This window comes from Rhizobium sp. O111 (assembly GCF_055616315.1).
The window spans coordinates 3,348,641-3,367,445 of sequence record NZ_JBSHXL010000001.1 but is presented as its reverse complement, the minus strand read 5'-3'; the positions used below and the strand labels follow the sequence as shown (position 1 = coordinate 3,367,445).

17 protein-coding genes and 1 tRNA gene are annotated in these 18,805 nt (G+C 63.7%); 13 read left to right on the top strand and 5 right to left on the bottom strand.

The window, feature by feature from the left end; translation table 11 throughout:
- Positions 1 to 118 precede the first annotated feature (118 nt).
- Both ACVTFQ_RS16865 and ACVTFQ_RS16860 read right to left on the bottom strand, forming a co-directional pair.
- Entirely contained in the window at positions 119 to 355 is a 237-nt protein-coding gene (locus tag ACVTFQ_RS16865; RefSeq protein WP_018901882.1) for an Lrp/AsnC ligand binding domain-containing protein, read from the bottom strand.
- A 72-nt stretch (positions 356 to 427) separates the two neighbouring features.
- Positions 428 to 1,318 carry a LysR family transcriptional regulator gene (locus tag ACVTFQ_RS16860; RefSeq protein ID WP_111562640.1) on the bottom strand — a complete coding sequence of 297 codons (891 nt, stop codon included), beginning with the start codon at positions 1,316 to 1,318 and terminating at the stop codon, positions 428 to 430.
- A gap of 112 nt (positions 1,319 to 1,430) precedes the next feature.
- On the opposite strand from ACVTFQ_RS16860, the gene hglS reads away from it, so the two are divergent.
- The 6 genes from hglS (at position 1,431) to ACVTFQ_RS16830 (ending at position 9,704) form a co-directional block, all read left to right on the top strand.
- Positions 1,431 to 2,840, top strand: coding sequence for a 2-oxoadipate dioxygenase/decarboxylase HglS (gene hglS / locus ACVTFQ_RS16855; RefSeq protein WP_313760024.1), 1,410 nt, complete (start codon positions 1,431 to 1,433; stop codon positions 2,838 to 2,840).
- Positions 2,841 to 2,862: 22 nt separating this feature from the next.
- Positions 2,863 to 4,146, top strand: a complete 1,284-nt coding sequence (locus ACVTFQ_RS16850; RefSeq protein WP_111562638.1) for an NAD(P)/FAD-dependent oxidoreductase — start codon at positions 2,863 to 2,865, stop codon at positions 4,144 to 4,146.
- Between the two features lie 25 nt (positions 4,147 to 4,171).
- A complete protein-coding gene (gene amaB, locus ACVTFQ_RS16845) occupies positions 4,172 to 5,710 on the top strand; it encodes an L-piperidine-6-carboxylate dehydrogenase (RefSeq protein WP_111562637.1) in 1,539 nt (512 codons plus the stop codon).
- Positions 5,711 to 5,917: 207 nt separating this feature from the next.
- Positions 5,918 to 6,949 carry an iron ABC transporter substrate-binding protein gene (locus ACVTFQ_RS16840; RefSeq protein ID WP_112436403.1) on the top strand — a complete coding sequence of 344 codons (1,032 nt, stop codon included), beginning with the start codon at positions 5,918 to 5,920 and terminating at the stop codon, positions 6,947 to 6,949.
- A gap of 59 nt (positions 6,950 to 7,008) precedes the next feature.
- Positions 7,009 to 8,670: an ABC transporter permease gene (locus ACVTFQ_RS16835; RefSeq protein WP_112949476.1), complete on the top strand. Its 1,662-nt coding sequence runs from the start codon at positions 7,009 to 7,011 to the stop codon at positions 8,668 to 8,670.
- On the top strand, positions 8,667 to 9,704 hold the full coding sequence (locus tag ACVTFQ_RS16830; protein WP_111562635.1) for an ABC transporter ATP-binding protein: 1,038 nt from the start codon (positions 8,667 to 8,669) through the stop codon (positions 9,702 to 9,704). Before ACVTFQ_RS16835 ends, ACVTFQ_RS16830 begins: the two co-directional genes overlap by 4 nt.
- A 39-nt stretch (positions 9,705 to 9,743) precedes the next feature.
- On the opposite strand, the gene ACVTFQ_RS16825 is transcribed toward ACVTFQ_RS16830, so the two are convergent.
- Positions 9,744 to 11,072 (bottom strand): glucoamylase family protein, encoded by a 1,329-nt coding sequence (locus ACVTFQ_RS16825; protein WP_111562634.1) that lies wholly within the window; start codon positions 11,070 to 11,072, stop codon positions 9,744 to 9,746.
- Between the two features lie 457 nt (positions 11,073 to 11,529).
- Positions 11,530 to 11,604, bottom strand: a tRNA-Gly gene (locus tag ACVTFQ_RS16820).
- A 255-nt stretch (positions 11,605 to 11,859) separates the two neighbouring features.
- Here ACVTFQ_RS16820 and ACVTFQ_RS16815 point away from each other — a divergent pair.
- From ACVTFQ_RS16815 to ACVTFQ_RS16800, 4 genes are all read left to right on the top strand, one after another.
- The gene (locus ACVTFQ_RS16815) at positions 11,860 to 12,369 is read left to right on the top strand and encodes a prolyl-tRNA synthetase associated domain-containing protein (protein WP_111562633.1); all 510 of its coding nucleotides are present in this window, start codon (positions 11,860 to 11,862) and stop codon (positions 12,367 to 12,369) included.
- A 53-nt stretch (positions 12,370 to 12,422) separates the two neighbouring features.
- Positions 12,423 to 13,421, top strand: a complete 999-nt coding sequence (trxA, locus tag ACVTFQ_RS16810) for a thioredoxin (protein ID WP_111562632.1) — start codon at positions 12,423 to 12,425, stop codon at positions 13,419 to 13,421.
- Between the two features lie 124 nt (positions 13,422 to 13,545).
- Complete coding sequence (locus ACVTFQ_RS16805) at positions 13,546 to 14,217, top strand: LON peptidase substrate-binding domain-containing protein (protein ID WP_018901897.1); 672 nt, start codon at positions 13,546 to 13,548, stop codon at positions 14,215 to 14,217.
- A gap of 10 nt (positions 14,218 to 14,227) precedes the next feature.
- Positions 14,228 to 14,416 (top strand): Trm112 family protein, encoded by a 189-nt coding sequence (locus ACVTFQ_RS16800; protein ID WP_018901898.1) that lies wholly within the window; start codon positions 14,228 to 14,230, stop codon positions 14,414 to 14,416.
- A gap of 9 nt (positions 14,417 to 14,425) precedes the next feature.
- Here ACVTFQ_RS16800 and ACVTFQ_RS16795 read toward each other — a convergent pair whose 3' ends face one another.
- Positions 14,426 to 15,640 carry a ubiquinone biosynthesis hydroxylase gene (locus ACVTFQ_RS16795; RefSeq protein WP_111562631.1) on the bottom strand — a complete coding sequence of 405 codons (1,215 nt, stop codon included), beginning with the start codon at positions 15,638 to 15,640 and terminating at the stop codon, positions 14,426 to 14,428.
- A gap of 85 nt (positions 15,641 to 15,725) precedes the next feature.
- Between ACVTFQ_RS16795 and tesB the strand changes: the two genes are divergently transcribed.
- From tesB to ACVTFQ_RS16780, 3 genes are all read left to right on the top strand, one after another.
- Positions 15,726 to 16,610, top strand: a complete 885-nt coding sequence (gene tesB / locus ACVTFQ_RS16790) for an acyl-CoA thioesterase II (RefSeq protein ID WP_112436400.1) — start codon at positions 15,726 to 15,728, stop codon at positions 16,608 to 16,610.
- Positions 16,611 to 16,821: 211 nt separating this feature from the next.
- Positions 16,822 to 17,172 carry a P-II family nitrogen regulator gene (locus ACVTFQ_RS16785; protein WP_047508892.1) on the top strand — a complete coding sequence of 117 codons (351 nt, stop codon included), beginning with the start codon at positions 16,822 to 16,824 and terminating at the stop codon, positions 17,170 to 17,172.
- Positions 17,173 to 17,201: 29 nt separating this feature from the next.
- On the top strand, positions 17,202 to 18,566 hold the full coding sequence (locus tag ACVTFQ_RS16780) for an ammonium transporter (protein ID WP_047508890.1): 1,365 nt from the start codon (positions 17,202 to 17,204) through the stop codon (positions 18,564 to 18,566).
- Positions 18,567 to 18,805: the final 239 nt, after the last annotated feature.

The window sequence follows — 18,805 nt, the reverse complement described above, 5'->3', positions numbered from 1 at the left end:
TTGCTGGTCGCGGCTTTCATCGATGCCACATGGCAACCGCCCGCGTTAAGGCGGCGTTAAATGTCCGCGCCTTCGGGGATTTGCTTTTGGGAAGAGTTAACCGACCGTGACCCCGGTCTCAGAATGCCCGGAAGGTGAGCGTGGTCAGCGAGCGGACGATGCCGGGAATGCTGGCGATCTGATCGTTAACGAATTTCCCGATGTCCTCGCCTTCCTGGATATAGACCTTGAGCATCAGGTCGTAATCGCCGCTGGTCGAATAGAGCTCCGAGACGCGTTCGGTCTTGTAGATGGCGTCGGCGACCTCGTAGGTCTTGCCGGGGGCGCACTGGAGCTGGACGAAGATCGGCTTCATGAGGATTTCCTGGGTCGAATTCTGTTGCGGCGCATAATGCGCGAAACGACGGGTGCGGCGCAAGCGGTTCCGTCAACCGGCGGCCTCGCGGACGATCCAGTCGCGGAAGGCTGATAGCGGGGCGTAGTCGGCGCGCTCGGCGGGGAAGGCCAGATAATAGCGTTCCTTGCTCTCCATCTCGCGATTGACTGATGCCACGAGATCGCCGCGCTTCAACTCGTCCTCGATCAGGAAGGTCGGCAGCAGCGCCACGCCGAGGCCGGCGATCGCCGCCTGGGCCGCCGTGGCGAACTGGTCGAAGAGCATGCCGTGAACGGTCTGCGGCGGCACATCGTTGTCGGCGAACCATTGCTCCCAGGCATCCGGCCGGGTGGTGAGATGCAGAAGCGGCACGTCGACGAGGTCGGATGGCTGGCTGATGCCGTGGCGGTCGCGGAAATCGGGGCTGCAGGCCGGCACGGTTTTCTCCGACATCAGGAAGGTCAGCTCCGCGCCCGGCCAGAGCGGATGGCCGAAGTGGATGGCGGCATCGATCGAATCGAGCCGGAAATCGAAGGAGGAGAGCCGGGTGACGAGGTTGATGGTGACACCGGGATTGGCGGCGAGGAAGCGGCCGAGGCGCGGCGCCAGCCAGCGTGTGCCGAAGGTCGGCAAGATCGCGAGGTTGAGCGTACCGCCGTGCGGATTGGCGCGCAGGTTCAAGGAGGCGCTGGAGATGCGCCGCAGCGCCTCGCGGATCTCGCGGGCATAGCCGTCGCCGGCAAGCGTCAGGCGCACCGTCTGGCGCTCGCGAATAAAGAGCTCGACGCCGAGCTGCTCCTCCAGCGTCTTGATCTGGCGGCTGACGGCGCTCTGCGTCAGGTCGAGTTCCTTGGCCGCGGCCGTGACGCTGCCGGTGCGCGACACCGCCTCGAAGGCGGAGAGCAGCGCGGTGGAGGGTAGAAAACGCCTTGACGTCAGCATGGGTCATTCCATTTCAGAATGAGCTATTTCCGAAATGTCGATATTTATGGCTTTCGGGCGCTTGTAAATAGCTGCACTAATCATAATCGGAATGAACGTGGGGATCTCTATCATGGCAGGCTTCGTTTCCACAGACCGCATCCGTTCGCTGTTTACCGAAGCGATGTCGCAGATGTATCGCGCCGAGGTGCCGCAATACGGGACGCTGCTGGAGCTGGTTTCCGACGTCAATGCCGAGGTTCTGGCCAGGGATAGTGCCCTGCGTGAACGGTTGACGCGGGCCGGCGAGCTGGAGCGCATCGATGTCGAGCGCCATGGCGCCATCCGTCTCGGCACTCCCGAAGAGCTCTTCACCATCCGCCGCCTATTCGCGGTCATGGGCATGCAGTCGGTCGGCTATTACGATCTCTCGGTGGCCGGCGTGCCTGTTCATTCCACCTGTTTCCGCCCGGTCGATCAGGCGGCGCTCAGCGTCAATCCGTTCCGCGTCTTCACCTCGCTGCTCAGGCTCGAGCTGATCGAGGACGAAGCTTTGCGCGCCGAGGCCGCCGATATCCTGTCGAAGCGCCGTATCTACACCGAGCGCGCCATCCAGCTGATCGAGCGCCATGAGGAAGCCGGCGGACTGACGGAAGCCGAAGCGCAGGAATTCGTCGCCGAGGCGCTGGAAACCTTCCGCTGGCATGGCGAGGCGACCGTTACGGCCGAGACCTACAAGCGCCTGCACGACGCGCACCGGCTGATCGCCGACGTCGTCTCCTTCAAGGGCCCGCATATCAACCATTTGACCCCGCGCACGCTCGATATAGACGCCGTGCAGGCCCGCATGCCGGAGCGCGGCATCACGCCGAAGGCCGTCATTGAGGGGCCGCCGCGCCGGGCTTGCGATATCCTGCTCAGACAGACCAGCTTCAAGGCGCTGGAAGAGGCGATCGCCTTTGCCGGCGAGACGGGCGCTGCCAAGGGTACGCATACGGCCCGCTTCGGCGAGATCGAGCAGCGCGGCGTGGCGCTGACGACCAAGGGCCGGGCGCTCTACGACCGGCTGCTGGCGTCTGTTCGCGGCGAGGTGCAGGTCGGTGCGGGCGGCGCCAAGGCCGGCGATTACGACAGCGAGCTTGCCGAGCGGTTCCGCGAACTGCCGGACAGCTGGACGGCGCTCAGGGCCGAGCAGCTGGCCTTCTTCCATTATTCCGCGACGCCCAAGGGCATTGCCGCGGCCGTCGATGGCGCGCTGCCTGACGATGCCGAGGCGCTGATCGAGATGGGTTATCTGACCTTCGATCCCATCGTCTACGAGGACTTCCTGCCTGTCAGTGCGGCCGGTATCTTCCAGTCGAACCTCGGCACGGACCAGCAGCAGAACTATGCGACCCGCTCCAACCGCTCGGCCTTCGAAGAGGCGCTTGGCGCCACTGTCACGGATGAGCTTGACCTTTACGCGGAACGTCAGGCACGCTCGCTGGAGGCGGCGATCGATCTGCTCGGGCTTTCGGGCCTGCGCCTGAGCAACGTTGCCTGATATCCGCGAACGGAGCTCTCCGATGCTGAATGATCCGCGCTCCCACGGCCTCTGGGAAAAGACCGCGCCGCAGCCGCCGGCAACGGTGTCGCTTACGGGCGCTGTGACCGCCGATATCGTCGTGGTCGGCGGCGGCTACACCGGGCTGTCGTCCAGCCTGCATCTGGCGGAAGCCGGCAAGTCGGTGGTGCTGCTCGAGGCCAACGAAGTGGGCTTCGGCGGCGCGGGGCGCAATGTCGGGCTGATCAATGCCGGCATGTGGGTGATGCCCGACGATCTCCCTGGCGTGCTCGGCCCGGTCTACGGCGAGCGCCTGCTCGACCTGCTCGGCAATGCGCCGAAGCTGGTGATGGAGCTTATCGACAAGCACAAGATCGCCTGCGAGCTTGAGCGCAACGGCACCCTGCATGTCGCCGTCGGCACCGATGGCCTCAAGGAAATCACCGATCGCGCCAGCCAGTGGGCGGCGCGCGGCGCCGATGTCAGATTGCTCGACGCCGCCGAGACGGCACGCCGCGTGGGCAGTAGCGCCTATACCGGATCGCTGCTCGACATGCGCGCCGGCACGCTGCAGCCGCTCGCCTATGCGCGCGGCCTCGCGCATGCCGCCGTCAAGGCCGGCGTTGCGCTGCATACGTCGAGCCCCGTCATCGCCACCGAGAAAGACGGCAATCGCTGGACGGTGAAGACGGCGAAAGGTTCCGTGACCGCCGACTGGATCATCGTCGCAACGGACGCCTACAGCACCGGCCCCTGGGAGCAGGTGCGCAACGAGCAGGTGCATCTGCCCTATTTCAACCTGGCGACCCGGCCGCTCGGCGATAATCTGCGCAAGTCGATCCTTGCTGGCCGCGAGGGCGTGTGGGACACGAAGGAAATCCTCTCCTCCTACCGCATGGACCAGGCCGGCCGGCTGGTGTTCGGCAGCGTGGGCGCGCTGCGCAACACGGGGCTTTCCGTCCACAAGGGCTGGGCGCGGCGCGCGCTGAAGAAGCTCTTCCCGCAGCTTGGCGATGTCGAGTTCGAATGCGAGTGGTACGGCAAGATTGGCATGACCGACAATTCGCTGCCGCGCTTTCACAAGTTCGCCGAGAATGTCGTCGGCTTTTCCGGCTATAATGGCCGGGGGATCGCGCCGGGAACGGTGTTCGGCCGCACGCTTGCCCGCCATATCCTGGGCGAGATGAGCGAGGCCGATTTGCCGCTGCCGCTGACTGATCCCGCCGAGCCGCGCTTCCGCGCCGCCAAGGAATTATGGTACGAAGCCGGCGCCCAGGTCGCCCACTTCGCTGATGCCCGCTTCTAAGAACAATAAGGTTGGAACCACGACAATGACCATCGAAACGCTCGATCTCGCCACCGAAACCAAGACCCTGCTTGCCAAGCTCGGCGTCAGCGCCGACCGCTTCACCGGCGGCACGCTGATGGTGACGTCGCCCGTGACAGGCAAGGAAATCGGCGCGCTGAAGGAAGTGTCGGTCGCCGACGCCAAGACCGCGATAGACAACGCCCACAAGGCGTTTCTCGAATGGCGCGCTGTTCCGGCCCCGAAGCGTGGCGAGCTTGTGCGCCTGCTTGGCGAAGAGCTGCGCGCGGCCAAGGCCGAGCTCGGCCGGCTGGTATCGATCGAGGTCGGCAAGATCACGTCCGAAGGCCTCGGCGAAGTGCAGGAAATGATCGACATCTGCGATTTCGCCGTCGGCCTGTCGCGCCAGCTCTACGGCCTGACGATCGCCACCGAGCGTTCCGAGCACCGGATGATGGAGAGCTGGCACCCGCTCGGCGTCGTCGGCATCATCTCGGCCTTCAATTTCCCCGTCGCCGTCTGGTCGTGGAATGCGGCGCTGGCGCTGGTCTGCGGCAATTCCACCGTCTGGAAGCCGTCGGAAAAGACGCCGTTGACCGCACTTGCCACCCAGGCGCTGTTCGAAAAGGCGCTGAAGCGCTTCGTCGCCGAAGGCGGCACTGCGCCGGCCAATCTCTCGACGCTTCTGATCGGCGGCCGCGATGTCGGCGAGGCGCTGGTCGATCATCCGAAGGTGCCGCTGGTTTCGGCCACCGGCTCGACTGCCATGGGCCGCGCCGTCGGTCCGCGCCTGTCGCAACGCTTTGCCCGCGCCATCCTGGAACTCGGCGGCAACAATGCCGCGATCATCTGCCCGACGGCCGATCTCGACCTGACACTGCGCGGCGTCGCCTTCTCGGCCATGGGCACCGCCGGCCAGCGCTGCACCACGCTGCGCCGCCTGTTCGTGCATGAGAGCGTCTACGACGCGCTGGTTCCGCGCCTGCAAAAGGCTTACGGCTCCGTCAGCATCGGCAATCCTCTGGAAACAGGCACGCTCGTCGGTCCGTTGATCGACAGCCAGGCTTACAGCAACATGCAGTCGGCGCTGGAGCAGGCGAAGGCCGCGGGCGGCAAGGTCACCGGCGGCGAGCGTGTCGAAAACGGTGCATCCGACGCCTTCTACGTGCGCCCGGCGCTGGTCGAGATGCCCGCGCAGACGGGTCCGGTCGAGAACGAAACCTTCGCGCCGATCCTCTACGTCATGAAGTACAGCGATTTCGACGCGGTTCTCGAAGATCACAATGCCGTGCCGCAGGGCCTGTCGTCGTCGATCTTCACCAATGACATGCGCGAAGCCGAAACCTTCGTCTCGGCGCGCGGGTCCGATTGCGGCATTGCCAACGTCAACCTCGGCCCCTCGGGCGCCGAGATCGGCGGCGCGTTCGGCGGCGAGAAGGAAACCGGCGGCGGCCGCGAGTCCGGCTCCGACGCATGGCGCGCCTACATGCGCCGCACCACCAACACGATCAACTACGGCAAGACGCTGCCTCTGGCGCAGGGCGTGAAGTTCGACGTCGAATAAGCGTCTGACGGCTGTGATGATAAAGGGGCGGGAGCGCGAAGGCGTTGCCGCCCTTTTTGCTGCCGGCTAGAATCGTTCTAAGTATTTTCCAATTATTTCAAGCCTTTGTGATGGCCTTCAGGTCGCCTAAACTTGAAATCGAGTGCCAAGGAAAATATACCGCTGCAATATCATGGATATCGCAGATGACATGCCATGGAGGGCATCATGACCGTCTCCCTTAATCGCTTCTCGCAGGCCGCCGCGTTCGGCGCCATGCTTCTTGCCGCGACATCGCTCGCTTCGGGCGCCAAGGCGCAGGAGGAGGAGTCCGAAGGGATCGTCGTCTACAACGCCCAGCACCAGAGCCTCGGCCAGGAATGGGTGGACGCCTTCACCAAGGAAACCGGCATCAAGGTGACGATGCGCCAGGGCAGCGACATGCAGTTCGCCAACCAGATCATCCAGGAAGACGAGGCGTCGCCCGCCGACGTTTTCCTCACCGAGAATTCGCCGGCGATGACTTTGGTCGATGCCGCTGGCCTGTTTGCGCCGATCGACAAGGCAACGCTCGACCAGTTGCCGGAAGAGTTTCGCCCGAAGGACGGCATGTGGGCCGGTATCGCCGCGCGCTCCACCGTGTTTGCCTATGACAAGACCAAGCTCACCGAGGACAAGCTGCCGAAATCGATGATGAATCTCGCCGATCCCTCGTGGAAGGGCCGCTGGGGTGCCGCCCCTGTCGGCGCCGATTTCCAGGCGATCGTCAGCGCGTTGCTGCAGCTGAAGGGCGAGGAGGCGACGGCGGCATGGCTGAAGGCGCTGAAGGAAAATGCGACCTCCTACAAGAGCAACACGGTTGCCATGAAGGCGGTCAACGCAGGCGAGGTCGAAGGCGCGATCATCTATCATTACTACTGGTTCGGTGATCAGGCGGCGACGGCTGAAAACAGCAAGAACGTCGCGCTGCACTATTTCAAGAACCAGGATCCGGGCGCCTTCGTCAGCCTGTCGGGTGGTGGTATCCTGAAGTCGAGCCAGCACCAGAAAGAGGCGCAGGCCTTCCTGAAGTTCATCACCGGCAAGGCCGGGCAGGCGATCCTGAAGAACGGCACCTCCTATGAGTACGCCGTCGGCAAGGGTGCGGCTTCCAACGACAAGCTCGTGCCGATGGCCGACCTGCAGGCGCCCGCGGTCGATGCCTCGCAGCTGAACAGCAAGAAGGTGGTCGAGATGATCACCGCCGCTGGCCTGATCTAACGGCTGCAGCGGGCAGCCAGGGCAAAACTGTTGCTTTTGCCTCAAGAAAACTTTAGGCCATGACGATACACGGCAACCGTCTGTCAAAGACGGTTGCCTTCCTTTTTCAGCGTGTCAAAGGCGCGGCCTTGCTGCAGGACAACAGATTGCTTGCTTCCGATATGCCAACGGCGCGGCCAGCGGCAGGACTGGCGCGACCGCGCCGGGGCATGCCTTATGCGCCCGTCGTGCTTTTTGCCGCAATCGTCGCGCTGTTCAGCCTCGTTCCCCTCGGCTTCATCGCCTGGATCACCGTCGATGTCGGCTGGGAAACGGTGAAGCAGCTGGTGTTTCGCCCGCGCGTCGGCGACCTGCTGGTCAATACCGTCGCTCTCGAAGTCATCACCGTGCCGCTCTCGATCGTGCTGGCGGTGACGCTTGCCTGGATCACCGAGCGCACCGACGTTCCCTTCGCGCGCCTCTGGGCATGGCTTGCCGTGGCGCCGCTCGCCGTGCCTGCCTTCGTGCACTCCTACGCCTGGGTCAGCCTTGTGCCGGGGATGCGCGGGCTGCAGAGCGGCGTCTTCGTCTCGGTGCTCGCCTATTACCCGTTCCTCTATCTGCCCGTCGCGGCAGCCTTGCGCCGCCTCGATCCGGCGATCGAGGATGCGGCGGCTTCGCTCGGGCTCGGGCCCTGGGCGGTGTTCTTCCGCACTATCCTGCCGCAGCTGAGACTTGCGATCTGCGGCGGCTCGCTGTTGATCGCGCTGCACTTGCTGTCCGAATACGGGCTCTTCGTGATGATCCGCTTCGACACGTTCGCGACCGCGATCGTCGACCAGTTCCAGTCGGCCTATAACAGCCCGGCCGCCAATATGCTCGGCGGCGTGCTCGTCGCCTGCTGCCTGCTCTTGCTCGCGATCGAGGTGCTGGTGCGCGGCAATGAGCGCTATGCCCGCGTCGGCTCCGGCTCGGCGCGCCCGGCCGATCGCCGCCGTCTCGGCTGGTTCGCGGTGCCGGCGGTGCTCCTGCCCGTCATCGTCGCGGCGCTGACGCTCGGCGTTCCCTTCGTCACGCTGGTGCGTTGGCTCTATCTCGGCGGCGCCGGTATCTGGCGCGTCGAGGTCGGCAATGCCTTCGTGCAGTCTATCGTGCTGGCGCTTGCCGGTGGCATCCTGGCGACGATCGCCGCTGCCCCGATGGCGTGGCTGTCGGTGCGCGCGCCGGGGCGCGTGCAGCGCGTGCTCGAAGCCTGTCACTATTACGTCGGCTCGCTGCCGGGTGTGGTCGTGGCGCTGGCGCTGGTGACGATCACCGTGCGCCTTGTGCTGCCGCTCTACCAGACCTTCGCGACGCTGCTGCTCGCCTATATCCTGCTCTTTTTGCCGCGCGCCATGGTCGGCCTTCGCGCCAGCATCGCGCAGGCGCCGGTGGAACTCGAACGCGCCGCGATGGCGCTCGGGCGCACCCCCGGCCAGGCGGTGCGGCAGATTACCATGCGGCTTGCAGCGCCGGGTGCCGCGGCCAGCATCGCGCTGGTGGCGCTCGGGATCACCAACGAGCTGACGGCAACGCTGATGCTCTCGCCCAACGGCGTCGAGACGCTGGCCACGAAATTCTGGTCGCTGACCAGCGAGATCGATTATGTCGCCGCCGCCCCTTACGCCTTCATGATGGTCGTGCTGTCGCTGCCGCTGACCCTTCTTCTCCATGCTCAATCGAAACGGACTGCCGGACAATGACGTTGCTTACGATCGAAGGTGCCAGCAAGCGTTACGGTCAGGTGCAGGCGCTCGATAACATCTCGCTGGAGGTGACGGCAGGCAGCCGTACCGCCGTGGTCGGCCCGTCTGGCTCCGGCAAGACGACGCTCTTGCGCATCATCGCCGGCTTCGAGCAGCCCGATCAGGGCCGCGTGACGCTGAATGGCGAATTGCTGGCCGATGGGCCGGCAGCGGTGCCGGCGCACAAGCGCGGCATCGGCATCGTCTCGCAGGAAGGCGCGCTGTTTCCGCATCTCGACGTCGCCGGCAATATCGGCTTCGGCATTGCCCGCAGCGCGACCGACCGCGACAAGCGGGTGCTCGACCTTCTCGACATGGTCGAGCTCGACCGCGGCATGCTCACGCGCCGCCCGCACCAGCTCTCCGGTGGCCAGCAGCAGCGCGTGGCGCTGGCGCGCGCGCTTGGTCGCGAGCCGCGGCTGATGCTGCTCGACGAACCCTTCTCGGCGCTCGACACGGGTCTGCGCGAAAACATGCGCAAGGCGGTCGCCCGCGTGCTGCAGGCGGCCGGTATCACCAGCATTCTCGTGACCCATGACCAGGCCGAGGCGCTGTCCTACGCCGATCAGGTGGCCGTTCTGCGCGATGGCAAGCTTGTGCAGGCCGGATCGCCGCAATCGCTCTATCTCGCGCCGCGCGATCGCGAGACGGCACTCTTTCTCGGCGACGCCGTGATGCTGCCGGCGATCATCCGCAACGGTCACGCCGATTGCGCGCTCGGCCATGTCGCGGTCGATAGCCAGCATCAGGGCAAGGTCGAGATCATGCTCCGGCCCGAACAGATCCGCGTTGTTACCGACAGCAGCGAGCAGCCCTATGGCGGGCGCGTGGTCGAGGTTGATTTCGGCGGCGCGACCTGCACGGTTGCCGTCTCGCTCGACGGCGTGGCGCTGCCGCCGATCCTGATCAAGACCTCCAGCGTGGCGCTGCCTTCTCGCGGCGACCGGGTGCGGCTCGAGATTGCCGGCAAGGCGCATGTTTTCGTGCGCTGAGGTAGGTGCCCTCCGCGCACGCCCATCCGCTAAACGCCGTCAGGCGATCTTGAGCTCTTCGTCTTCCGCCTCATCCTCCAGCCAGCCGCCGGTAAAGCCTGCGCGTTCCAGACCAGTGCGGATGATGTCGGACTTGCGCATCAGGCTCCAGATGAAATCGGAGCGATCGTTTTCGATCGACATCACGAGCAGCCCTTGGTCGATGCCGACGCAGCGGTCGTCCACCCACCCCTCCGGTCCCGCCGTCTTGACGGATGGGTTGAAGCCGCCGGGGAAGCGGCCCTCGTAGCAGAGGTCCGGATAGGCCTGCAGTAGCGCCCGCGTGCCTGAGATTGCCGCCTCGCGGTCATAGGGCAGGGCGGCGAGCGCGCACCATGGCGCAAGCGTTCCATCATCGGGGCCAAGCGGCGCGCCTCGGGCGGCGTAGCCCAGCACGCTCGGGCGCCGGTCGCCATGGCGGCTGCGCGATGGCGGTGGTCCGTCGGAGGCGGACAGGCCCCAGACATCCCTGGAATAGCCGATGAAATTGCCGGGGTTGCGCTCGGCGTAGTCGCGCTGCACTTCGATGCAGATCTGGGTGTTGCGGAAATAGTCGCTGTCGCGCGCCGCCATCGGCCTGTCGCGGATGCCGCGGAAATCGATCCAGGCATGCGAGAAGAGGTGGATGAAGAAGGGGCCGGCATAGAGATAGCACTTCTCGCCGAAGAGCATCCAGGAATAGCTCGAGGTGAAGGCGTCGTAGCTCGACTGCGGGATCGGGTGCGTCGGCGAGGCGAGCGCCAGCGTGTAGAGCAGCACCGCCTCGTCATAGCCCTGCCAGCGCCAGCGCAGGAAGCCGCTTGAGGGCTTCCAGCCCATGCAGATGGTCTCGCCCTTGTTCAGCGCCCAGTGCCAGTCGATGCGCTCGTAGATCAGCGTCGAGAGCCGACGAATCTCGGTCTCGGCCTCGTCGTCGCCGTCGAAATAGGCAGCTGCCGTCAGCACGCCGGCGACGAGCAGCGTCGTGTCGATGGTGGAGAGTTCGCTGTTCCAGGCGCGGTGGCCGGTGTCCATGTGCAGGAAGTGGTAGAAGAAGCCTCTGTAGCCGATCGCATGCCGCTCGCGCCCCTGGTGGCCGTTGGCGAAGAAACAGAGCGTCGTTGTGGTGCGGGCTATTGCGTCCGCCCTCGTCATCCAGCCGCGCTCGACGGCGACGGTGTAGGACGACAACGCGAAGCCGACGGCCGCGATGCTGCAGGGCACGTTTGCGACCGATGTATCGGCGACGAGCCCGTTATCAGGGTTGGAATGTTTCAGGAAGTAATTGAACGCCGCCTGCTGCAGTCTGTCGACCAGCGCGGCATCTGTTTCCTCGGTCCGTTGCAGCATCTTCTCCCGCCCAATCGGTTATCCTGCCCCTTGCTTCAACATGGGCAGGTGCGATGCGCAAATCAATGTTTTTTGAGGGGTGGGGTTGGGGCGGCGCGCTCGTGGCGCATCGCGGGACGTAGAGGAGATTGGTTTCCGGCCTTGAGACGGAAGGCATCTGCCCTCTCGAACCGTCACCCTCGGCCTTGTGCCGAGGGTCTAAGCACGCCTCCGCGAATTCAACGGTGCTGATGTTTGCGGCGGGGCGGTGCCCGCCGTCGAGTGTCACCCAACTGTCGAAAACAGGGCGCCAGGTGTCCATTCAAGTTGAGCAAGAGGGACCGTGCTCAGATCCTCGGGACGAGCCCGAGGATGACGGTCGCGCGCGCGGCTTCGTGCGTCGAGCCTACGGTCGCGTCGAACGATGCGGCCAATCGGCGATCGTATAATTACAATATATCAATTGGTTGGGAATATTTGGAGCGGGCGAAGGGGTTCGAACCCTCGACCCCAACCTTGGCAAGGTTGTGCTCTACCACTGAGCTACACCCGCTCATAATCCCGACGGCCTGTGGTAGTTAGAGAGGACCGTGGGCGCCACCTTGCGGCGACGGGCGCTATATCGCCCAAACGATTTTCAAATGCAACAGGGAAATGACGGAAAGGCGAAGAAAAATTCGGAAAGCTTTCCCGGCCCCAGCTAAAATGCCGCAAATGCAGGGAAAAGCGGCGAATAGGCACGTTGCAAAAAAGGGGAGGGAGACGTAATCAGGGGGCGCCTTATCCCAATAGAGTGCTGGAACGAGCCATGACCGAGAAGACGCCGAAGACCGCAACCGAACTCTACGCCTTTCTCGACGGGCTCGGCATCAAGCACAGCACCAAGACGCATGCGCCGGTCTTCACGGTGGCCGAATCGGTGGCGCTGCGCGACGAGATTCCCGGCGGTCACACCAAGAACCTGTTCGTGAAGGACAAGAAGGACCAGTTCTTCCTGCTTACCGTCGAGGAGAATGCCTCGGTCGATCTGAAGACCGTGCACACGCTGATCGGCGCCGCCAGCAAGGTGTCGTTCGGCAAGCCGGAGAAGCTGATGGAGTATCTGGGCGTCATTCCGGGCTCGGTCACGGCCTTCGGCGCCATCAATGATTCCGACCACAAGGTCACATTCGTTCTTGATGCCGATCTCATGAAGGACGAGATTATCAATTGCCATCCGCTGTCCAACGACGCGACCACGTCGATTGCAAGCGCCGACCTCGTCCGCTTCATGGAAGCGACCGGTCACACGCCGCTTGTCTTGAAAGTGACGTCCTGACATACGATTTTAACGCTAGAAAAGCCGGCTGACCGGCGCGGCGGGAGATACTCATGAGCGGCAACGACAATCCCTACAGCAATTCCTTCGGCCAGATGTCGGCAACGGCAAGCTATGGCGGCGCGCCTGCAGCACCGGCCCAGGCAGCAGCGCCGGCACCCATGGCGTCCGCCGGCGGCTATATCAAGGATACGACGACGGCGACCTTCAGCAAGGACGTCATCGAGGAGTCGCGCAACCAGCCGGTTCTCGTCGATTTCTGGGCGCCCTGGTGCGGTCCGTGCAAACAGCTGACCCCCGTCATCGAAAAGGTGGTCAACGAGGCCCAGGGCCGCGTCAAGCTTGTCAAGATGAACATCGATGACCATCCGTCGATCGCCGGCCAGCTCGGCATCCAATCGATCCCCGCCGTCATCGCCTTTGTCGGCGGCCGTCCGGCCGATGGCTTCATGGGTGCGGTGCCCGAAAGCCAGATCCGCGAGTTCATCGATCGCGTCGCCGGCCCCGCGGGCGCCGATCAGGCGGCCGAGATCGAGGCTGTGCTTGTCGAGGCCGATGGTCTGCTCGCCAGCGGTGACATCAATGGCGCCGCACAGCTCTACGGCGCCGTCATGCAGGCCGATCCCGAGAATGCCAAGGCGCTCGCCGGCATGGCGCAGTGCATGATTTCAGCCAACCAGCATGAGCGGGCGCGCGAGGCGCTGAAGGAACTCCCCGACGAGATGGCGGCCGATCCGGCGATCCAGGCGGTGGTGAAGAAGCTCGAGCAGATCGAGGAAGCCCGCAAGCTCGGCGATCCCGTGGCGCTGGAGCAGGCGCTTGCCGCCAACCCCGACGATCACGAGGCGCGCATGAAGCTCGCCAAGATCCGCAATGTCGAGGGCGCACGCGAGGAAGCGGCCGATCACCTCCTCTACATCATGCGCAAGGACCGCACCTTCGACGACGACGGCGCGCGCCGCCAGCTTTTGCAGTTCTTCGAGGTCTGGGGCTTCAAGGATCCGGCCAGCGTTTCGGGACGGCGCAAGCTTTCGGCGCTGCTGTTCTCTTAAGCATCAGCGACATTTCGCCATTCGGTTTGCCGCCATCGACCCTTGCGTTTTCGATGGCGTACCCCACATTCCTTTGGATGCGGACGTGTGGTTTAGGTCCGCCGATTATGCGGGACGAGTGCCGATGCAAGTGGGGAATGCACGATATCTGAAGAGCGGCGATGTGCCTGACACGATCGCCGTCTTCCCCTTGACCGGCGCTCTGCTGCTTCCGACCGGCCAGCTCCCTCTCAACATCTTCGAACCCCGTTATCTCGCCATGTTCGACGCGGCGATATCAGGCAACCGGCTGATCGGCATGGTGCAGCCGGCGCTTGGCGAGAGCGACGACAAGAATAGCGAAGGCAATCTCAGCGCCGTCGGCTGCGTCGGGCGCATAACCTCGTTTGCCGAGACCGGCGACGGTCGCTACATCGTCTCGCTCACCGGCGTCTGCCGCTTCCGTCTGCTCGACGAGAAGGACACGCACCAGCCCTACCGCACCTTCCGCATCGCGCCGTTCATCTCCGATCTCTCGGCACGCAACGAAGAGGACGCGGTCGACCGCGCGGCGCTTCTTGCCGCCTTCAAGGCCTATCTTGAGGCCAACAAGCTGGAGGCAGACTGGGAGAGCGTGGAGCGCGCCAGCAACATGACGCTGGTCAATTCGCTCGCGATGATGTCGCCCTTCGGCCCGGCGGAAAAACAGGCGCTGCTGGAGGCGCCGGATCTGAAGACGCGGGCGGAAACGCTGATCGCCATCACCGAGATCGTCCTTGCCCGGGTCTTCGGTGACTCGGACACGATTTTGCAGTAGAAGCGGTCGCATGGACGAAAAACTGAGCCGCGTCGATCCCAAGCTTCTGGAACTGATGGTCTGCCCGCTTACCAAGGGGCGGCTCACCTATGATCGCGAGCACAACGAGCTCGTCTCCGAAAAAGCGAAGCTCGCCTACCCGATCCGCGACGGCATTCCGATCATGCTAGTGTCGGAAGCGCGCGAGATCGAGGAATAGATCAAGCCCCTAAATCGCCTCACCCGCCAGCAAGCGCGGGTTGTCGGCCGCCGTCGTGCCGGCGGCCTGGCCGATGAAGTAGGATTTGAGGCCCGGCAGGCGGTCGACGAGGCCGAGGCCGAAGTCGCGGGCGATTCGGATCGGCGCGAGGTCGTTGGAAAACAGGCGGTTCAGCACATCGGTCGTCACGCCCATGCGGAAGGTGTCGAAACGGCGCCAAGCCTGGTAGCGTTCGAGAATGTTAATCGAGCCGATGTCGAGGCCGAGGCGATCGGCTTCGACGATGGTTTCGGCAAGGGCCGCCACATCCTTGAAGCCGAGATTGAGGCCCTGGCCGGAGATCGGGTGGATGCCGTGAGCGGCGTCGCCGGCGAGCGCCAGGCGCGGGGCGACGAAGGCGCGCGCCAGCGTCAGGCCGAGCGGGAAGGCGCGCTTGTCGCCCACCACCTTCAGCGCGCCGAGCTTGTGGCCGAATCGGCGCTCCAGCTCTTCCTCGAAAATCAGGTCGTCGGAGCGCACCAGTCGGTTGGCGTCCGCCGTCGTTTCCGTCCAGACCAGCGAGGAGCGGTTGTCCTTCAGGGGCAGGATGGCGAAGGGACCTGACGGCAGGAAGTGCTCCTCGGCGCAGCCATTGTGCGGGCGCTCGTGCTCGACGGTGGTGACGATGCCGGACTGGCCGTATTCCCAGTGGACCGTCTTGATGCCCGCGAGATCGCGCAGATGCGAGCGCACGCCATCGCAGGCGACAACGAGTTTGGTCTCGATCGTGCTGCCGTCGGAGAGCGTGATCTCGGCGTGGGTGTCCAGCGTCTTCAGGCCGGTGGCACTCAGCCCGTGGGTGATCTCGATGCCGAGCCGTTCGCAGGCGCCGCGCAGCGCGCCGACCATGGCGACATTCGGGATCATGTGGGCGAAGGGCTTGCCGTCCTCGACCTCGCCATCAAAGGTCAGGAAGACCGGGCGGACGGGATCGGAGGTCTTGGAATCGGTGACGATCATCTTGGTGATCGGCTGAGCCGTCGGCTCGATCTCGTTCCAGATGCCGAAAACATCGAGCATCTTGGTCGCGGCGGCGATGATGGCCGACGCGCGCGGGTCCTTGCGCCAGACGTCCGCAGGGGCTGCCTCGACCACCGCGACATCAAGATGCGGCGCCGCCTGCTTGACCGCGACAGCCATGGAGAGCCCGACATAACCTCCGCCAACCACAAGCATGTCACGCATAACGCCAGTCCCGTTCTTTTAGAATATCCTCTTGATCTATATAGATCATCATCGCCACACTTCCTACCTGCCGGAGCCATACAAAATGACGCGCCTCACCGAAAAGCCGACCGCGATGGAAACCCTGCTCGCAACGCTCGATCTCGAGCCGATCGAGGTCGATATCTTCCGCGGCACCAGCCCGCAGGTCGGTTGGCAGCGTGTGTTCGGCGGTCAGGTTATCGCGCAGGCGCTGATGGCGGCGCAGCGCACCGTGGATGCCGAGCGGCTGGTGCATTCGCTGCATGCCTATTTCATGCGGCCGGGCGACCCCTCCGTGCCGATCATCTACCAGGTCGAGCGCATCCGCGACGGGTCGAGCTTCAACACCCGCCGCGTTGTCGCCATCCAGCATGGCAAGGCGATCTTCGCGCTGTCCGCGTCGTTCCAGATCGAAGAGCCCTGTTTCGAGCACCAGGTAGCCATGCCCGATGTGCCGATGCCCGAGACGCTGATCGACGAGAACGAGATCGCCAAGCGCTATCTGGCGCATGCGCCCGAGGCGATCCGCAAATATTGGGGTCGCGAGCGGCCGATCGAAATCCGGCCGGTCTCGCTCACCCACTATTTCTCCGACAAGAAGCTCGATCCGCTGCAGCATGTCTGGGTGCGCGCCAACGGCCCGGTTCCCGATGACCGGCACGCCCAGGCCGCGGTGCTCGCCTATATCTCCGACATGACGCTGCTCGACACGTCGCTCTATCCGCACGGCACCTCGATCTTCGACCAGACGATCCAGGTCGCCAGTCTCGACCACTCCATGTGGTTCCACCGCCCGGTCAAGCTCGATGACTGGCTCCTTTATACACAGGACAGCCCGTCCGCATCCGGCGCGCGAGGTTTGACGCGCGGTAGCCTCTATACGCGAGATGGTGTCCTGATTGCGTCGGTGGCGCAGGAGGGCTTGATTCGTAAAAGGGCAAATGACTAATTTGGGTGCAAATTTGTCGGTTTGTGTATTTTTTGAGCGATTATTAGGCAATCATTTGCCTGTTTATTGGCGCTCATAAATATACCCCTTATTTTTCAATACCTTAACAAATCGTTTCGAATCTGGCACGGCCCTTGAATGTAAGAGGACGGTCGCTGGTCGCAAACGGCAGTGGCAAGGAGAGTCGGCTCCGTGCCGAGGGTAACGAAGGATGGGAAACCAGATGAAAATTGTGATGGCCATTATCAAGCCGTTCAAGCTGGATGAGGTGCGCGAAGCCCTCACCGCGATCGGCATTCAGGGCCTGACCGTGACCGAAGTGAAGGGTTACGGGCGCCAGAAGGGACATACCGAAATCTATCGCGGCACCGAATACGCGGTCAGCTTCCTGCCGAAGCTCAAGATCGAGATCGCCGTCGCAAGCGAGATCGTCGACAAGGCTGTCGAAGCCATCGCCTCGTCGGCCAAGACCGGCCAGATCGGCGACGGCAAGATCTTCGTTTACTCGATCGACCATGCCGTGCGCATCCGTACCGGCGAAACCGACGCAGAAGCGCTGTAAGTAACGGTAGAGCCAAGGAGCTTTTCTCTATGTCAATTTCGAAGTTTTCTCCCACTCTGGCGCGCCTTGCCACTGCGTCCGCAGCGCTTCTCGCGCCGGTCGTCGCCTTCGCGCAGGATGCCGCCACGACGGCTGCTCCGGCTGCTGCCGCCGCTCCGGTTCCGGATAAGGGCGACACCGCGTTCATGTTCATCTCCACGCTTCTCGTGCTGTTCATGATCCTGCCGGGCCTGGCGCTGTTCTACGGTGGTCTCGTTCGCGCCAAGAACATGCTGTCGGTTCTGATGCAGTGCACGATGGTCGCCGCCGTCATGATGCTCATCTGGGTCATCTACGGTTACTCCTTCGCCTTCGGCGGCTCCGAGAGCGCCTATTGGGGCGGTACGGCGAAGATGTTCCTCGCCGGCGTTACCAAGGATTCGACCGCTGCGACCTTCTCGCAGGGCGTCGTCATTCCTGAGTTCATCTTCGCGATGTTCCAGATGACCTTCTCGGCCATCACGCCTGCTCTGATCGTCGGCGCGTTTGCCGAGCGCATCAAGTTCTCGGCCGTGGTGCTCTTCTGCGCACTGTGGGCAACCTTCGTCTACTTCCCGATCGCTCACATGGTCTGGGATGCAAACGGCCTGCTCTTCAAAATGGGCGCGCTCGACTTCGCAGGCGGTACCGTCGTTCACATCAACGCCGGCGTTGCCGGTCTGATCGGCGCGATCATGGTCGGCAAGCGTACGGGCTTCGGCAAGGACATGATGGCTCCGCACTCGATGACGCTGACCATGGTCGGTGCCTCGATGCTCTGGTTCGGCTGGTTCGGCTTCAACGCCGGCTCCAACCTGGAAGCTTCTGGCGGCGCGATGCTCGCTACCGTCAACACCTTCGTCGCCACGGCTGCAGCCGTCGTTTCGTGGGCTGTCGTTGAAACGCTTACCCGCGGCAAGGCCTCCATGCTCGGTGGCGCTTCCGGTATGGTTGCCGGTCTGGTCGCCATCACGCCGGCTGCCGGCATCGTCGGTCCGATGGGCGCGATCATCATGGGTCTGATCGTTTCGCCGCTTTGCTACTTCTTCGTCTCCGTGGTGAAGAACAAGTTCGGCTACGACGATACTGCTGACGTCTTCGGCGTTCACGGCATCGGTGGCATGTTCGGCGCGATCTTCACTGGCATCTTCGCCAGCGCATCGCTCGGCGGCGTCGGCTATGCCGAAGGCGTTACGATGGGCGGCCAGGTCATGACGCAGATCACCGCGATCGCCATCACCATCGTATGGTGCGGCATCGGCTCGGTGATCCTCTACAAGATCGTCGACGTCATCGTCGGTCTGCGCGTTCCTGTCGAAGCCGAGCGCGAAGGCCTCGACCTCGCAACGCACGGCGAAGCCGCTTACCACTCCTAACCAAGGCTTGCGGCGCTCAACCATGGGCGCCGCTCAACAGCCCGTTGCGGCTTAATCAACACTTGAGCCGCTTTTGGCCCGGACCTCAAAAAGGTTCGGGCCTTTTTATTTTCCGGGGCATCGGCCAGATGCCGCATGGTTAACATCGCTTTAACCGTCCTTTGGTTAGGTGGAGCGGACGCATTGGGCGCGAAGCGCATTGGCGATTCGCACGCATCAGGCATTGGACGGGTACAACA

What these genes read in the sequence shown, in the direction of transcription:
- ACVTFQ_RS16780 (WP_047508890.1), top strand. Translation starts at nt 17,202, where the DNA reads ATGTCAATTTCGAAGTTTTCTCCCACTCTGGCGCGCCTTGCCACTGCG.
- ACVTFQ_RS16865 (WP_018901882.1), bottom strand. Translation starts at nt 355, where the DNA reads ATGAAGCCGATCTTCGTCCAGCTCCAGTGCGCCCCCGGCAAGACCTAC.
- ACVTFQ_RS16815 (WP_111562633.1), top strand. Translation starts at nt 11,860, where the DNA reads ATGACCGAGAAGACGCCGAAGACCGCAACCGAACTCTACGCCTTTCTC.
- hglS (WP_313760024.1), top strand. Translation starts at nt 1,431, where the DNA reads ATGGCAGGCTTCGTTTCCACAGACCGCATCCGTTCGCTGTTTACCGAA.
- ACVTFQ_RS16840 (WP_112436403.1), top strand. Translation starts at nt 5,918, where the DNA reads ATGACCGTCTCCCTTAATCGCTTCTCGCAGGCCGCCGCGTTCGGCGCC.
- tesB (WP_112436400.1), top strand. Translation starts at nt 15,726, where the DNA reads ATGACGCGCCTCACCGAAAAGCCGACCGCGATGGAAACCCTGCTCGCA.
- ACVTFQ_RS16805 (WP_018901897.1), top strand. Translation starts at nt 13,546, where the DNA reads ATGCAAGTGGGGAATGCACGATATCTGAAGAGCGGCGATGTGCCTGAC.
- ACVTFQ_RS16800 (WP_018901898.1), top strand. Translation starts at nt 14,228, where the DNA reads ATGGACGAAAAACTGAGCCGCGTCGATCCCAAGCTTCTGGAACTGATG.
- ACVTFQ_RS16795 (WP_111562631.1), bottom strand. Translation starts at nt 15,640, where the DNA reads ATGCGTGACATGCTTGTGGTTGGCGGAGGTTATGTCGGGCTCTCCATG.
- trxA (WP_111562632.1), top strand. Translation starts at nt 12,423, where the DNA reads ATGAGCGGCAACGACAATCCCTACAGCAATTCCTTCGGCCAGATGTCG.
- ACVTFQ_RS16825 (WP_111562634.1), bottom strand. Translation starts at nt 11,072, where the DNA reads ATGCTGCAACGGACCGAGGAAACAGATGCCGCGCTGGTCGACAGACTG.
- ACVTFQ_RS16835 (WP_112949476.1), top strand. Translation starts at nt 7,009, where the DNA reads ATGACGATACACGGCAACCGTCTGTCAAAGACGGTTGCCTTCCTTTTT.
- amaB (WP_111562637.1), top strand. Translation starts at nt 4,172, where the DNA reads ATGACCATCGAAACGCTCGATCTCGCCACCGAAACCAAGACCCTGCTT.
- ACVTFQ_RS16785 (WP_047508892.1), top strand. Translation starts at nt 16,822, where the DNA reads ATGGGAAACCAGATGAAAATTGTGATGGCCATTATCAAGCCGTTCAAG.
- ACVTFQ_RS16860 (WP_111562640.1), bottom strand. Translation starts at nt 1,318, where the DNA reads ATGCTGACGTCAAGGCGTTTTCTACCCTCCACCGCGCTGCTCTCCGCC.
- ACVTFQ_RS16830 (WP_111562635.1), top strand. Translation starts at nt 8,667, where the DNA reads ATGACGTTGCTTACGATCGAAGGTGCCAGCAAGCGTTACGGTCAGGTG.
- ACVTFQ_RS16850 (WP_111562638.1), top strand. Translation starts at nt 2,863, where the DNA reads ATGCTGAATGATCCGCGCTCCCACGGCCTCTGGGAAAAGACCGCGCCG.